The organism is Kribbella sp. NBC_00382, assembly GCF_036067295.1.
Taxonomy (GTDB): domain Bacteria; phylum Actinomycetota; class Actinomycetes; order Propionibacteriales; family Kribbellaceae; genus Kribbella.
The window spans coordinates 8,156,934-8,169,641 of sequence record NZ_CP107954.1 but is presented as its reverse complement, the minus strand read 5'-3'; the positions used below and the strand labels follow the sequence as shown (position 1 = coordinate 8,169,641).

The 12,708-nt window shown below is 68.2% G+C and carries 13 protein-coding genes; 9 read left to right on the top strand and 4 right to left on the bottom strand.

The features are described 5' to 3' along the window. Positions 1-14: 14 nt before the first annotated feature. The 3 genes from ilvC to serA all read left to right on the top strand — a co-directional run bounded on the left by ilvC (position 15) and on the right by serA (position 4,064). The gene (gene ilvC, locus OHA70_RS38360; RefSeq protein ID WP_328335304.1) at positions 15-1,034 is read left to right on the top strand and encodes a ketol-acid reductoisomerase; all 1,020 of its coding nucleotides are present in this window, start codon (positions 15-17) and stop codon (positions 1,032-1,034) included. Positions 1,035-1,155: 121 nt separating this feature from the next. Further along, positions 1,156-2,352, top strand: a complete 1,197-nt coding sequence (locus tag OHA70_RS38355; protein WP_328326549.1) for a S1 family peptidase — start codon at positions 1,156-1,158, stop codon at positions 2,350-2,352. 113 nt (positions 2,353-2,465) lie between these two features. Further along, positions 2,466-4,064 carry a phosphoglycerate dehydrogenase gene (serA, locus tag OHA70_RS38350; RefSeq protein WP_328326548.1) on the top strand — a complete coding sequence of 533 codons (1,599 nt, stop codon included), beginning with the start codon at positions 2,466-2,468 and terminating at the stop codon, positions 4,062-4,064. Between the two features lie 250 nt (positions 4,065-4,314). Here the strand turns inward: serA and OHA70_RS38345 are convergent, their stop codons facing one another. Continuing rightward, the gene (locus OHA70_RS38345) at positions 4,315-5,127 is read right to left on the bottom strand and encodes an aldo/keto reductase (protein WP_328326546.1); all 813 of its coding nucleotides are present in this window, start codon (positions 5,125-5,127) and stop codon (positions 4,315-4,317) included. A gap of 237 nt (positions 5,128-5,364) precedes the next feature. Continuing rightward, complete coding sequence (locus tag OHA70_RS38340; RefSeq protein ID WP_328326545.1) at positions 5,365-5,931, bottom strand: O-methyltransferase; 567 nt, start codon at positions 5,929-5,931, stop codon at positions 5,365-5,367. A 259-nt stretch (positions 5,932-6,190) separates the two neighbouring features. Between OHA70_RS38340 and OHA70_RS38335 the strand changes: the two genes are divergently transcribed. From OHA70_RS38335 to OHA70_RS38325, 3 genes are read left to right on the top strand one after another with little or no spacing between them, the layout of a single operon-like run. Beyond that, the gene (locus tag OHA70_RS38335; protein WP_020392829.1) at positions 6,191-6,343 is read left to right on the top strand and encodes a hypothetical protein; all 153 of its coding nucleotides are present in this window, start codon (positions 6,191-6,193) and stop codon (positions 6,341-6,343) included. After that, on the top strand, positions 6,340-7,389 hold the full coding sequence (locus OHA70_RS38330) for a 3-isopropylmalate dehydrogenase (RefSeq protein ID WP_328326544.1): 1,050 nt from the start codon (positions 6,340-6,342) through the stop codon (positions 7,387-7,389). Before OHA70_RS38335 ends, OHA70_RS38330 begins: the two co-directional genes overlap by 4 nt. Positions 7,390-7,436: 47 nt before the next feature. Continuing rightward, positions 7,437-8,528: a branched-chain amino acid aminotransferase gene (locus OHA70_RS38325; RefSeq protein WP_328326542.1), complete on the top strand. Its 1,092-nt coding sequence runs from the start codon at positions 7,437-7,439 to the stop codon at positions 8,526-8,528. Between the two features lie 27 nt (positions 8,529-8,555). On the opposite strand, the gene OHA70_RS38320 is transcribed toward OHA70_RS38325, so the two are convergent. After that, entirely contained in the window at positions 8,556-8,984 is a 429-nt protein-coding gene (locus OHA70_RS38320; protein ID WP_328326540.1) for a hypothetical protein, read from the bottom strand. A 102-nt stretch (positions 8,985-9,086) separates the two neighbouring features. On the opposite strand from OHA70_RS38320, the gene OHA70_RS38315 reads away from it, so the two are divergent. From OHA70_RS38315 to OHA70_RS38305, 3 genes are all read left to right on the top strand, one after another. Further along, on the top strand, positions 9,087-9,485 hold the full coding sequence (locus OHA70_RS38315) for a hypothetical protein (protein ID WP_328326538.1): 399 nt from the start codon (positions 9,087-9,089) through the stop codon (positions 9,483-9,485). Between the two features lie 253 nt (positions 9,486-9,738). Then, entirely contained in the window at positions 9,739-11,328 is a 1,590-nt protein-coding gene (cimA, locus tag OHA70_RS38310) for a citramalate synthase (protein ID WP_328326536.1), read from the top strand. Next, entirely contained in the window at positions 11,325-11,591 is a 267-nt protein-coding gene (locus OHA70_RS38305) for a hypothetical protein (RefSeq protein ID WP_328326534.1), read from the top strand. The genes cimA and OHA70_RS38305 overlap by 4 nt, the downstream gene beginning before the upstream one ends. On the opposite strand, the gene OHA70_RS38300 is transcribed toward OHA70_RS38305, so the two are convergent. Then, the gene (locus OHA70_RS38300; protein WP_328326532.1) at positions 11,578-12,666 is read right to left on the bottom strand and encodes an epoxide hydrolase family protein; all 1,089 of its coding nucleotides are present in this window, start codon (positions 12,664-12,666) and stop codon (positions 11,578-11,580) included. The genes OHA70_RS38305 and OHA70_RS38300 overlap by 14 nt on opposite strands. Positions 12,667-12,708 lie beyond the last annotated feature (42 nt).

Genomic DNA, 12,708 nt, shown 5'->3' with positions numbered 1-12,708 from the left:
AAGTGGCAGCAGAAATGTTCTATGACGACAACGCCGACCTGTCGGTGATCCAGGGCCGCAACGTGGCCGTGCTCGGCTTCGGCAGCCAGGGCCACGCCCACGCGCTGTCGCTGCGCGACTCCGGCGTCGACGTCCGGGTCGGCCTGCCGGAGGGCTCGAAGAGCCGCGCCAAGGCCGAGGCCCAGGGCCTGCGGGTGCTCACCCCGTTCGAGGCGTGCGAGGAGGCCGACGTGATCGTCGTGCTCGCGCCGGACCCGGCCCAGCGCTCCCTGTACAAGGAGGCCATCGAGCCGAACCTGGTCGACGGCGACGCGCTCGTCTTCGGCCACGGCTTCAACATCCGGTTCGGCTACATCAAGCCCCCGGCCGGCGTCGACGTCTTCATGGTCGCGCCGAAGGGCCCCGGCCACCTGGTCCGTCGTGAGTTCTCCGAGGGTCGCGGCGTACCGGTGCTCGTCGCCGTCGAGCAGGACGCGTCCGGCAAGGCCTGGGACCTCGCGCTGTCCTACGCCAAGGGCATCGGCGGCCTCCGCGCCGGCGGTATCAAGACCACCTTCACCGAGGAGACCGAGACCGACCTGTTCGGTGAGCAGGCCGTCCTCTGCGGTGGCGTCTCGCAGCTGATCCAGTCCGGCTTCGAGGTACTGACCGAGGCCGGCTACCAGCCGGAGGTCGCCTACTTCGAGTGCCTGCACGAGCTCAAGCTGATCGTCGACCTGATCTACGAAGGCGGCATCGCCAAGCAGCGCTGGTCGGTCTCCGACACCGCCGAGTACGGCGACTACGTCTCCGGCCCGCGGATCATCGACGAGTCGGTCAAGCAGCGGATGAAGGAGGTCCTCGGCGACATCACCGACGGCACCTTCGCGGCCCGCTTCATCGCCGACCAGGACGCCGGCGCGCCGGAGTTCGCCGAGTTCCGCAAGAAGAGCGCCGAGCACCCGATCGAGGCTGTCGGCAAGGAGCTGCGCGGCCTGATGGCATGGGTCAAGTCGCACGACGACGACTACGTCGAGGGCAGCGCGGCTCGCTGACCCCTGGTCCAGGAACACGCAACACCTGTACGCCGGACGCCCGGCCCACCCTCGTGGTGGGCCGGGCGTTTGACACAATCGGTGACGCAACGGGCCGAAGCGGGTGATCAGGGGGTAGTCGATGGTGGACAGCGGCAGGCGAGAGCTGCCGAAGCCGCCTCGCCGCGTCCCGTCCGGAGTACTGACTCCGCTGACCTCGATCGAGGCGCCACCGCCTCGTCGGCCGGCCGTGACCACGCAGCCGCCGTTGCCGCCGAGGTTCCGGCCGCGATTCGTGGTTCCGCTGGTCGTCTTCGTACTAGTCCTGGGCGCGGGCGCCGGCTGGCTGATCCGCCAGGACAGCCTGACCCTGAACGCGGCCGGGGTGCTCGAGACGGCCGGTCCGAGCGTCGTCAAGATCCTCGCCACCACCTGCGAGGGCACCGGCATCGCAACCGGCGTACTGCTCGACGACGGGCTGGTACTGACCGCCGCCTCGGCGATCAAGAAGCCGATGGCCGTCGCGCTGGTGACGTCGACCGGTGACGTCCGCCGGGCCAACGTGCTCGGCAGTAGCGCCGACGGCGTCGCAGTACTGCGGATGATCGGCCAACTGCCCAACCCCGCAGCTGAGTTGGCGTCGAAGGAGCCACCCGCTAGCGCTGACCGGGCGGTGGTCGGGTTCATCGCCAACGGGTCGCAGACGATCCAGCCGCTCGGTACGGCGAAGAGCCCCACGCCGCTGGCATCGGTGCTCAACGCAACGAAACTCGGCGGGCCGGCCCTGGACGGCTCCGGGCGCGTGATCGGCCTGATCACCGGCGACACGGTGCAGACGGCGACGATCGTCCCGGCCGCGAAACTGCGCCAGTACGCCGGTACGGGCCAGCCCGGCATCACCCCCGAACCCGGTGGCACCTGCGTCCGCTCGCGTGGACCGCAGGCCGCGATCGTGCCCGAGCTGACCGTGGCCAACACGCCGCTCGCGGGCGAGGTCCAGACGCTGATCGGCGCGTTCATGACCACCACGAACAGGCACGATTTCGTCGGTCTGAGGGCGCTCTACTCGACGCGACTCGCCAAGAACCTCACCGAGGAGGAGGACCGCCAGCACCACCAGACGTCGTACCTGTTCGGTCCCCGGATCATCGAGGTGACCCAGGTGGGGGAGACGGTCAACGCCCGGGTGACGTACAGCGTGCTGTTCTCGCCGAACAGCGCCGGCGCGCTCGGCCAGACCTGCAACCGGCTCGACAACCGGTACCAGCTGGTCCGGGAGAAGGGCAGGCTGCTGGTCGACCGGGCGGTCGCGGTACGGGATCCGCAGCCCTGCGACTGAGATGAGACCCTGCGGGCAGCCGGATCGGCGACCAGGTAACATCGTGTTCAGCGGGCACAGCGCGGTGCTCTGACTCTTCGAGCCCCCAACCGCTTCTGCAGGAGACATCTCTGATGACTGACGCTCAACGGCCCGTCGTCCTGATCGCCGAAGAACTGTCCCCGGCCACCGTCGAGGCGCTCGGCCCCGACTTCGAGATCCGGCACGCGAACGGCGCCGACCGCGCCGAGCTGATCCCGGCCATCGCCGACGTCGACGCGATCCTGATCAGGTCCGCGACCAAGGTGGACGCCGAGGCGCTCGCCGCCGCCAAGAAGCTCAAGGTGGTCGCCCGCGCCGGCGTCGGCCTCGACAACGTCGACGTGAAGGCCGCCACCCAGGCCGGCGTGATGGTCGTCAACGCGCCGACCTCCAACATCGTCAGCGCCGCCGAGCTGGCCGTCGCGCTGCTGCTCGCCGCCGCCCGCCGCGTCCCGGCCGCCGACCTCTCGCTGAAGAACGGCGAGTGGAAGCGGTCGAAGTTCTCCGGCGTCGAGCTGTTCGAGAAGACCGTCGGCATCGTCGGCCTGGGCAAGATCGGTGTCCTGGTCGCCCAGCGGCTGGCCGCCTTCGGCATGAACGTGATCGCGTACGACCCGTACGTGCAGGCCGGCCGCGCCGCCCAGATGGGCGTCCGGCTCGCGTCGCTGGACGAGCTGCTGGCCGCGTCCGACTTCATCTCCGTGCACCTGCCGAAGACGCCCGAGACGATCGGGCTGATCGGCGACGAGCAGCTGCACAAGGTCAAGCCCGAGGTCATCATCGTCAACGCCGCCCGCGGTGGCATCGTCGACGAGGCCGCGCTGTACTCCGCGCTGAAGGAGGGCCGGGTTGCCGCGGCCGGGCTCGACGTCTTCGCCAAAGAGCCGTGCACCGACTCGCCGCTGTTCGAGTTCGAGAATGTCGTCGCCACGCCGCACCTGGGCGCCTCCACCGAGGAAGCGCAGGAGAAGGCCGGTATCGCCGTCGCCAAGTCCGTCCGGCTCGCGCTGTCGGGTGAGCTCGTGCCCGACGCGGTCAACGTCCAGGGCGGGGTCATCGCCGAGGACGTCCGGCCGGGGATCGCGTTGACTGAGAAGTTGGGGCGGATCTTTACCGCTCTCGCTGGTGGGGTCGCACAGCAGTTGGACGTCGAGGTGCGTGGTGAGATCACGCAGTACGACGTGAAGGTGCTCGAGCTGGCCGCGCTGAAGGGCGTGTTCGCCGATGTGGTCGAGGACAACGTGTCGTACGTGAACGCGCCGCTGCTGGCGGCCGAGCGTGGGCTTGAGGTCCGGCTCGTCACCGACCACGACAGCCCGGAGCACCGCAACCTGATCACCCTGCGCGGCACGCTCGCCGACGGTGGACAGGTGTCCGTGTCCGGCACGCTGGTCGGCGTCAAGCAGTCCGAGCGGCTGGTCGAGATCGACGGCTTCGACCTCGAGGTCGAGCTGGCGGCGCACCTGGCGTTCCTGAGCTACGAGGACCGGCCCGGCATCGTCGGCCAGGTCGGTGGGATCCTCGGCAAGTCCGAGATCAACATCGCCGGCATGCAGGTCAGCCGCGACCGCAAGGGCGGCAAGGCGCTGGTGGCGCTGAGCGTCGACTCCAGCATCCCGACGTCGGTGCTGGACGACATCGCCACCGCAGTACAGGCCGACACCGCTCGCGCGGTCGACCTCGAGGTCTGAGAAGTTAAAACACCCCTGGGGTCGCTTGTGGCCCCAGGGGAAAGGCAAACTGGTTGCACAGGTCCGGCCTGCCGCCCGCAGGCGCATGGCGGCCGGCCAGGGCCCGAGCCCTCCCACCGGGAGCGCGCTCGGGCCCACCTGCTTTTCAGCCCGGTACTCCGGAGTACGGCCTGGCGGGTTTTGTGGCCGATGGCGTGATGCAGGCCGCCAGCGGTACGAAAACCCGTCATCGATCAGGTCGATGAGGTGGTCAGGACCACCACTTCTGGCCGGGGGCCTTTGCGTCTGCGGTGTGACCGGAGGTGTCTAGGGCGTCCAGGGCTGCCATCGCGTCCTCGTCTAGTTCGAAGTCCAAGGCGGCGAAGTTTTCCTGGATTCGGCTAGGGGTGGACGACTTGGGGATGACTGAGACGCCTCGTTGGAGGGACCAGCGGATCAGGACCTGGGCGGGGGTGCGGCCGGTGGCGGCTGCCAGCTTGGCTACTACTGGGTCGTCTAGGTGTTCGCCGGTTCCCAGGGGGCTGTAGCCCTGGGGGACTACGTTGGAGGCTAGGCAGGCGTCGACCAGAGCTCGGCGGTCCAGGAACGGGCTGTACTGGAACTGGTTGGCCATGGGGGCTACTTCGCTGGCCTTGATTACCTCGGCCAGTTCGGTGGCGCTGAAGTTGGAGACGCCGATGGCCTTCGCCAGGCCGGCGGCGTGGGCTGCCTCCATGCCGGACCAGGCGGCCGTCGGCCCGCCCTGCGGCCAGTGGACGAGGTACAGGTCGACGTAGTCGGTGTCGAGCCGTTCGAGGCTCTTCTCCATCTCGGCCAGGGGATCGCGGTGGCTCGGGAGGAACTTCGTCGTCAGGAAGATCTCCTCCCGCGGTACGCCGCTGCTCCGGAGCGCTCGGCCGACGCTCGACTCGTTGCCGTACGCCTGAGCCGTGTCGATCAGCCGGTACCCGGTCTCGAGCGCCGCGGTCACCGCCGCTTCGGTGACCGGGCCCTCTGGTACCTGCCAGACCCCCAGCCCGAGTGCGGGGATCTCAGCGCCGTTCGAAAGCTTCAGTGCTTGCATGTCTACTCCCAGTTCAGATGAGCGCGGTCCAGCGCCAAAAGCCTAGCTCTGGTCCATCGGGGAGCCGGTGGGGAACGCAGTGGTGGACTTCTTGGTGAGGGGTGGGGCGAAGTCCCGCGCGCCTCACCCCCTGGCGAAGGCAGCGGGAGTGGCGACGGAGGAGCCACGGAGCTGGGGGGTGGGGAGCAGGCGAGGTACGAGCCGGCGTGGGCGGGGTACCACCCGTCGAAGGAGTTCCTAGCGCTTGGTGGCGAGGAGGACTGCGGCGTCGGTGGCGACCATGATCTCTACCGTGGTGAAGCGTTTGTCCTGGAGCCATTCCTGGCGCAGGGTGTCGACGCGGCCTTCGTACATCGGCGGCCACACGGCGGACGGGGTGAAGTCGTCCAGTACTACGAAGCCGCCCGGCTCGACTGCCTCCGCGATCACGTCGCGGGCCGACAGCTTGGCCTCGCGGGCGTCGACGAAGAGCAACGAGAACGGGCCGCGCTCGATCAGTGCCGTCCAGTCCGCCGACAGGACCTCGATCCGGCCGTCGTCGGCGAAGAGCTCCTTGACCACCTGAGCCAGTTGCGGGTCGCTCTCGGCGGTGACGATCTTGGTGTCGTCGGTCGCGCCGTGCCGCAGCCAGGCCGACCCGACGCCGCAGCCGGTACCGACCTCGCCGAGCGTTCCGGTCCGGGAAGCCGCCAGGGTGGCGAGCAATCGGCCGGTCTCGTTGCGCGTCGCGCTGACGAATCCACGGCGTCCGGACAGGCTGAGGGCCGCTGAGACCAGCGGCGGCAGTTCTGGGGGAGCACTCACCGGTTGAGACTTGCACAGCATTGGTCCAGTCGTGTCACTGGTATCTCACATACCGGGACAGCGTGCCCGCATTGTGGCGAAATAGTCGCACGCCAGAGTATCTTCGGACCCATCATGCAGTTCGCGGTACGTCTTATTCGCTGCCGCGCCGGGGTCCGCTAAGGCCGACCTCCCCGGCGCGGGTTTCGGCGTACCTCCCGCCCGGTAATGCCAGTCGTCGGCCGTTTGTGACAAGCACCAGACCAAACGGGAGAGCAGCATGTACGACATGTATCCGGCCAACTGGAAGGTCGTCGACGGACGCGAGCGCAAGGCCGCCCGCCGTCGCCGCCCAGCCCCACGCCAGGCCGAGACCCAACCAGTCCAAGAGGCCATGAACCGCCGCGACAACGGGGGAGAACCCAAGAAGTGAGCACGCAAAAGTCGTTCAAGCTGGCAGTAGTAGGTGGCGACGGGATCGGTCCCGAGGTCACCGCCGAGGCGCTCAAGGTCCTCGACGCGGTCAGCGCGAACTACGGCGTCACGTTCGAGCGCACGGAGTACGACCTGGGCGCGAAGCGCTGGCACGAGACCGGCGAGACGCTGCCGGACGCCGAGCTCGAGGAGATCCGCGGCCACGACGCGATCCTGCTCGGCGCCGTCGGCGACCCGACAGTGCCGTCCGGTGTGCTCGAGCGCGGCCTGCTCCTCAAGCTCCGGTTCGCCCTGGACCACTACGTGAACCTGCGTCCGTCGAAGGTCTACCCGAGTGTCGGCTCGCCGCTGGCGAACCCCGGCGAGGTCGACTTCGTCGTCGTCCGTGAGGGCACCGAAGGTCCGTACACGGGCAACGGTGGCGCGCTCCGCGTGGGGACCCCGGCCGAGATCGCGACCGAGGTCTCCGTCAACACGGCGTACGGCGTGGAGCGGGTCGTCCGTGACGCGTTCGCCCGGGCGCAGGCGCGGCCGCGCAAGAAGCTGACGCTGGTCCACAAGAACAACGTGCTCGTATACGCCGGTCACCTCTGGAAGCGGACCGTCGACGCCGTCGCGGTCGAGTTCCCCGACATCACCGTCGACTACCTGCACGTGGACGCGGCGACGATCTTCCTGGTCACCGACCCGGCCCGCTTCGACGTGATCGTCACCGACAACCTGTTCGGCGACATCATCACCGACCTGGCCGCCGCGATCAGCGGTGGCATCGGGCTGGCCGCGAGCGGCAACATCAACCCGGACAAGACCGCGCCGAGCATGTTCGAGCCGGTGCACGGCTCCGCGCCGGACATCGCCGGCCAGCAGAAAGCGGACCCGACGGCAGCGATCCTGTCCACCGCTCTGCTCTGCGACCACCTCGGCCTGACCGAGGCGGCGGCGGCGATCGAGGCGGCCGTGACGGCCGACATCGAGGAGCGTACGGGCGCGCCCCGGACCACCTCGGAGATCGGTGACGCGATCGCCAAGCGCGCCGCGGGCTGACAGCGGAGGGCTCGCATGACCACTTCTCCAACAGGTACGGTGCGCCTATGAGCGCGGATTTGCAGTTCACCGTTGAGCCAAACACCCAACCGGCCAGCGACGACCAGCGCGCCCAGATCCTGGCGAACCCAGGATTCGGGCAGTACTTCACCGACCACATGGCGATCGCCACCTGGACCCGGGACAGTGGCTGGCACGACGCGAGGATCACCGCCTTCGGGCCGCTGGAGCTGTCTCCGGCGACCTCGGTGTTCCACTACGCCCAGACCATCTTCGAAGGGATGAAGGCCTACCGGCACCCCGACGACTCGATCCACATGTTCCGGCCCGAGGCGAACGCGGCGCGGTTCAACCGCTCCGCCCAGCGGCTCGCGCTGCCGGAGCTGCCGGAGGAGGCGTTCCTGGACTCGCTGCGTCAGCTGATCGAGCTCGACAAGGCCTGGGTCCCGACCGGTGGCGAGACCTCCCTGTACCTGCGGCCGTTCATGTTCGGCTCGGACCCGTTCCTCGGCGTCCGGCCGTCGGCCCAGGTCACGTACTGTGCGATCGCCTCACCGGCCGGCTCGTACTTCGCCAAGGGCGTCAAGCCGGTCCGGATCTGGCTCAGCGAGGAGTACACGCGCGCCGCCCCCGGTGGTACCGGCGCGGCGAAGACGGGTGGCAACTACGCCTCGTCGCTGCTCGCCCAGGCCGAGGCCATCGAGCAGGGCTGCGATCAGGTCGCCTTCCTCGACGCGGTCGAGAAGAAGTGGATCGAAGAGCTCGGCGGGATGAACCTGTACTTCGTACTCGACGACAGCACGGTCGTCACGCCGGAACTGTCCGGCACCATCCTCGAGGGCATCACCCGGGACTCGATCCTGAAGCTGGTCACCGACCTCGGCTACACCGTCACCGAGCGCAAGATCTCGATCGACGAGTGGCGCGACGGGGCGGCGTCCGGCCGGATCCAGGAGGTGTTCGCCTGCGGGACCGCCGCGGTGATCACCCCGGTCGCCTCCCTCAAGTGGAACGGTGGCGAGGTCCAGGTCGCAGACGGCGAGGGTGGCAAGGTCACCGCAGCCGTCCGCTCAGCGCTGCTGGACCTGCAGTACGGCCGTACCACCGACACGCACGGCTGGATGACCAAGGTCTGCTGACCCCAGCACAGAAAGGCTCCGGTGACCTCAGGGTCGCCGGAGCTTTTTGCTGGGCGGCTGCGCCCGGCGGCAGACGACGACCGCCACCAGCCAGATCGCGGCCTCCGCGTAGGGCGCCCAAGTGGCTGATACTCCGACCATCCGCTGACCACGATCAGCGAGGATGACGCCGGTGGCGATCAGGCCGGCGCCGGCCAGCACCATGGCGGCCTTGTCGTCGGGCGGGATCACCAGCATCGCGATCGCGGCCACCACGCAGACCAGCACCATGAGGACGCCGACACCTCCGGTCGGCGAGTGGTCCTGACCCGGAATCACGCCGGTCAGGCCGAAGCCGCTGGCGCGGTAAGCCTCGTGTCCCGGCGATCCGCCGAAGGTGAACCAGGTCGGCGCCAGCACCACGAGTGCGGCGATGCCGCAGGCAAGGGACGCCAGCCGGAACGGGGATTGCTTCATCGTGTCCTTTCGACCCACCGGATTTCATCAGGATCCTCTCAGGCCTCGACCGGGGTCGGCCCGGTAGGGTCGAGTGATTGGCAGCCAGTCGAGGGCGAGGGTATGAGCGGCTTTCCGGATGAGGTTGAGGCGTACTACGCGGAGCTGGCTGATCAACGCGGCTGGCAGCCGGACACCGTGCGGGCCTATCGGGCCTCGGTGGAGCTGATCCGCGACCTCGATCGGGGGACCGGCGCCCGGACCTTCGGGGCCCGCGCGGACGAGTACGGCACGGACTGGCTGTTCGAGGCGGTCTGGCACGAGCGCGAGTGGGTCATCGTCCGGCAGTTGCAGGTCGGCGAGGACGGCACCGTACTGCGGTACTGGTGGCAGCGGCTCGAGGACGAGGACGGCGCGCTCACCGAGGAAGGCCTGAATCGCGAGGAATGGGGTCTGCGCCCGCTCAGCCGGGAGGACTTCTACGCTGCCTGGGATGACCCGGGCTGGTCACTCACCGCGTAATTCAGTACTCCGGTGGGCGACGTAGTACAGGCTGACGTACTGGATGTTCGCGTTTCGAGACAATCGGCCGCGCCGTGGAATTCCTATGGCAGACTGCCAAATGTCATGAAGACCTACGTGATCATTATTAACTAGGCGCGCTCAGCCAGCTGTACCTGAGCGCGCAGACCTCTCGCACCTTGCGGGAGGTTTTTTGTTTGCCTGAAGCGATGCCTGAAGTGTTTGCCTGCAGCCCCCATCGGAAGGCGATTCCGTGAGCACAACCGACGAGTTCCACGTCTACGACACCACCCTGCGCGACGGCGCGCAGCAGGAGGGTCTGGCGTTGTCAGTGGCCGACAAGATCGCCATCGCCCAGCACCTGGACGACCTGGGGGTGGGCTTCATCGAGGGTGGCTGGCCGGGCGCGGTGCCCAAGGACACCGAGTTCTTCCAGCGGGCACGGACCGAGCTGCACCTGCGGCACGCGACCTTCGCCGCGTTCGGCGCGACCTGCAAGCCCGGTACGCCGGCAGCCGACGACCAGCAGGTAGCGGCGCTGCGCGAGTCCGGCGCGGCCGTCGTCACGTTGGTTGCCAAGAGCCACGATGCGCACGTCGAGCGGGCCTTGCGCACAACGCTCGACGAGAACCTGCGGATGGTCGCCGACACCGTGCGGCACCTGCGTGAGCACGGCCAGCGGGTCTTCCTGGACACCGAGCACTTCTTCGACGGCTACCGGGCCAACCGTGCCTACGCGTTGGAGGTGGTCCGGGTATCGGCCGAGGCCGGCGCCGACGTCGTCGCGCTCTGCGACACCAACGGTGGAACGCTTCCGCGGGAGCTGCAGGACATCGTCCACGACGTACTCGAGAACACCGGCGCGCGCCTCGGCATCCACGCCCACAACGACGGCGGCTGCGCGGTCGCCAACTCGATCGCTGCCGTCGAGGCGGGTTGCACGCACGTACAGGGCACCATCAACGGGTACGGCGAACGTACCGGCAACGCCGATCTCCTCGCGGTCGTGGCCAACCTCGAACTCAAGCGCGGGATGGAACTCCTCCCGCCCGGACGGCTCGCCGAGTCGTACCGGATCGCGCATGCGATCGCCGAAGTGACGAACGTGCCGCCGTCGACCCGGCAGCCGTACGTCGGTGTGTCAGCCTTCGCCCACAAGGCGGGACTGCACGCCAGTGCCATCAAGGTGGATCCCGATCTCTACCAGCACACGGATCCGGCCCTGGTGGGCAACGACATGAGGATGCTCGTCTCGGAGATGGCCGGCCGGGCGAGCGTCGAACTGAAGGGCCGCGAGCTCGGCTTCGAGCTCGGCGACGACCGCGATCTGGTCAGCCGGGTGACGGACCGGGTGAAGGAGATGGAGTCGCGCGGCTACACCTTCGAGGCTGCGGACGCGTCCTTCGAACTGCTGCTGACCGAAGAGGTCGCCGGGCAACGGGTGAGCTTCTTCGACGTCGAGTCGTGGCGGGTCATCACCGAGTCGCGCGCCGACGGCGAAGCGGTCTCCGAGGCGACGGTGAAGCTGGTCGCCAATGGTGAGCGCGAGATCGTCACGGGCGAAGGCAATGGTCCGGTCAACGCGCTCGACCACGCCTTGCGGGCAGCGATCGAGCGCGCCTATCCGGTCGTCAGCAAGTTCGACCTGGTCGACTACAAGGTCCGGATCCTCGACCAGGGTCACGGCACCGACGCGGTCATCAGAGTCCTGATCGAGACCGCCGATGGTGAGGGTTCCTGGCTCACCGTCGGGGTCGGCCACAACATCATCGAGGCTTCCTGGGAGGCGCTGGTCGACGGCGTCACCTACGGTCTGCTTCGCCACAAGGAGGTCGTGCGATGACTACCCTGGCAACCCTGGACCCGGTCGAGACCTACGTCGTACCGGAGCGGATCCTCACCACCTTCACGGCTCAGATCGTGGAGACCCGCGGCCTGCTCGCCCGGATCGCCGTCCAGCTGAACCCGTACGACGTCCGCGAACTCAAGCTCTGCCTGGAGACCTGCACCCTCCACATCGTTGTCGAAGGCAACGGCTTCGACGCCGGCCGGGTCGCCGCCCGTCTCGACAAGATCATCGGCGTCCTCGAGGTCAGCTACTGCTGAGCCCTTGGAAGAAGGTCGTGATGTCGGCGGCCAGAGCCTCGGGGACTTCCAGGGCGGAGAAATGGCCGCCGTGGTCGAATTCGGTCCATTGGCGGACGTCGAACAAATACTCGACGTGAGCCCGGACGGCCAGCGTGATGTCGTGCGGCATGACCGCGACAGCGATGGGGGCCGGGCAGGTCGGTGGGGCGATGCCGGCGGTTTCCTTGGTGAGTCTGGCTGATGATCCGGCTGTGCCGGTGAGCCAGTAGAGCGAGACGTTGGTCAGGATTTCGTCTCGGGAAATCGGGGACTCCGGATCGGTCCACTCGGTGTACTTCTCGGCGATCCAGGCGAGCTGGCCGACGGGGGAGTCGGTCAGTGCATAGGAGATCGTCTGCGGCCGGGTCGCTTGCAGTGACTGGTACGCCGGCCTGCTGGCGATCAGCTCCTTGATCCGGGCCAGCCGCCGGGTGTCCTCCTCGTCGAGGTCGAACGTCACGCCGGGCGGCGGCGGGCCGGGCAGGTAGGTGAGGTGAACCCCGATCACCTTGTCGGGTGCGATGCCGGCCAGCGCGCGGGAGATGCCGGACCCGAAGTCGCCGCCGTGGGCGCCGTACCGGTCGTAGCCGAGGCGGCTCATCAGCTCCGCCCAGGCCTGGGCGACTCGGGGGACATCCCAGCCCTTCTCGTGCGTCGGTCCGGAGAATCCGAAGCCTGGAATGGACGGGATCACCAGGTGGAACTCTGCGGACAGCGGCTCGATCAGCTGCTCGAACTCGAGGAACGATCCCGGCCAGCCGTGGGTGAGGATCAGCGGCAAAGCATCCTCCCTGGCTGATCTCACATGCACGAAATGGATCCGCTGCCCGTCAATCTCGGTGGTGTACTGCGGCAGCTCGTTCAGCCGCGCCTCGTGCTTGCGCCAATCGAAACCGGTCGCCCAGTACTCGGCCAGCTCCTTCACCCGGGCGAGTGGGATCCCGTAGTCCCAGCCGACGTCCGGCAGCTCGTCGGGCCAGCGGGTGCGGGCGAGGCGGTCGGTCAGGTCGTCGAGGTCGGCCTGCGGTACGTCGATCGTGAACGGCTCGATCATCATGCGCTCCTTTGTTGGTGGCACCAACGATACGCCAAGTTT

What these genes read in the sequence shown, in the direction of transcription:
- OHA70_RS38325 (WP_328326542.1), top strand. Translation starts at nt 7,437, where the DNA reads ATGAGCGCGGATTTGCAGTTCACCGTTGAGCCAAACACCCAACCGGCC.
- serA (WP_328326548.1), top strand. Translation starts at nt 2,466, where the DNA reads ATGACTGACGCTCAACGGCCCGTCGTCCTGATCGCCGAAGAACTGTCC.
- OHA70_RS38355 (WP_328326549.1), top strand. Translation starts at nt 1,156, where the DNA reads ATGGTGGACAGCGGCAGGCGAGAGCTGCCGAAGCCGCCTCGCCGCGTC.
- OHA70_RS38315 (WP_328326538.1), top strand. Translation starts at nt 9,087, where the DNA reads ATGAGCGGCTTTCCGGATGAGGTTGAGGCGTACTACGCGGAGCTGGCT.
- OHA70_RS38320 (WP_328326540.1), bottom strand. Translation starts at nt 8,984, where the DNA reads ATGAAGCAATCCCCGTTCCGGCTGGCGTCCCTTGCCTGCGGCATCGCC.
- OHA70_RS38305 (WP_328326534.1), top strand. Translation starts at nt 11,325, where the DNA reads ATGACTACCCTGGCAACCCTGGACCCGGTCGAGACCTACGTCGTACCG.
- OHA70_RS38335 (WP_020392829.1), top strand. Translation starts at nt 6,191, where the DNA reads ATGTACGACATGTATCCGGCCAACTGGAAGGTCGTCGACGGACGCGAG.
- OHA70_RS38300 (WP_328326532.1), bottom strand. Translation starts at nt 12,666, where the DNA reads ATGATCGAGCCGTTCACGATCGACGTACCGCAGGCCGACCTCGACGAC.
- OHA70_RS38345 (WP_328326546.1), bottom strand. Translation starts at nt 5,127, where the DNA reads ATGCAAGCACTGAAGCTTTCGAACGGCGCTGAGATCCCCGCACTCGGG.
- ilvC (WP_328335304.1), top strand. Translation starts at nt 15, where the DNA reads ATGTTCTATGACGACAACGCCGACCTGTCGGTGATCCAGGGCCGCAAC.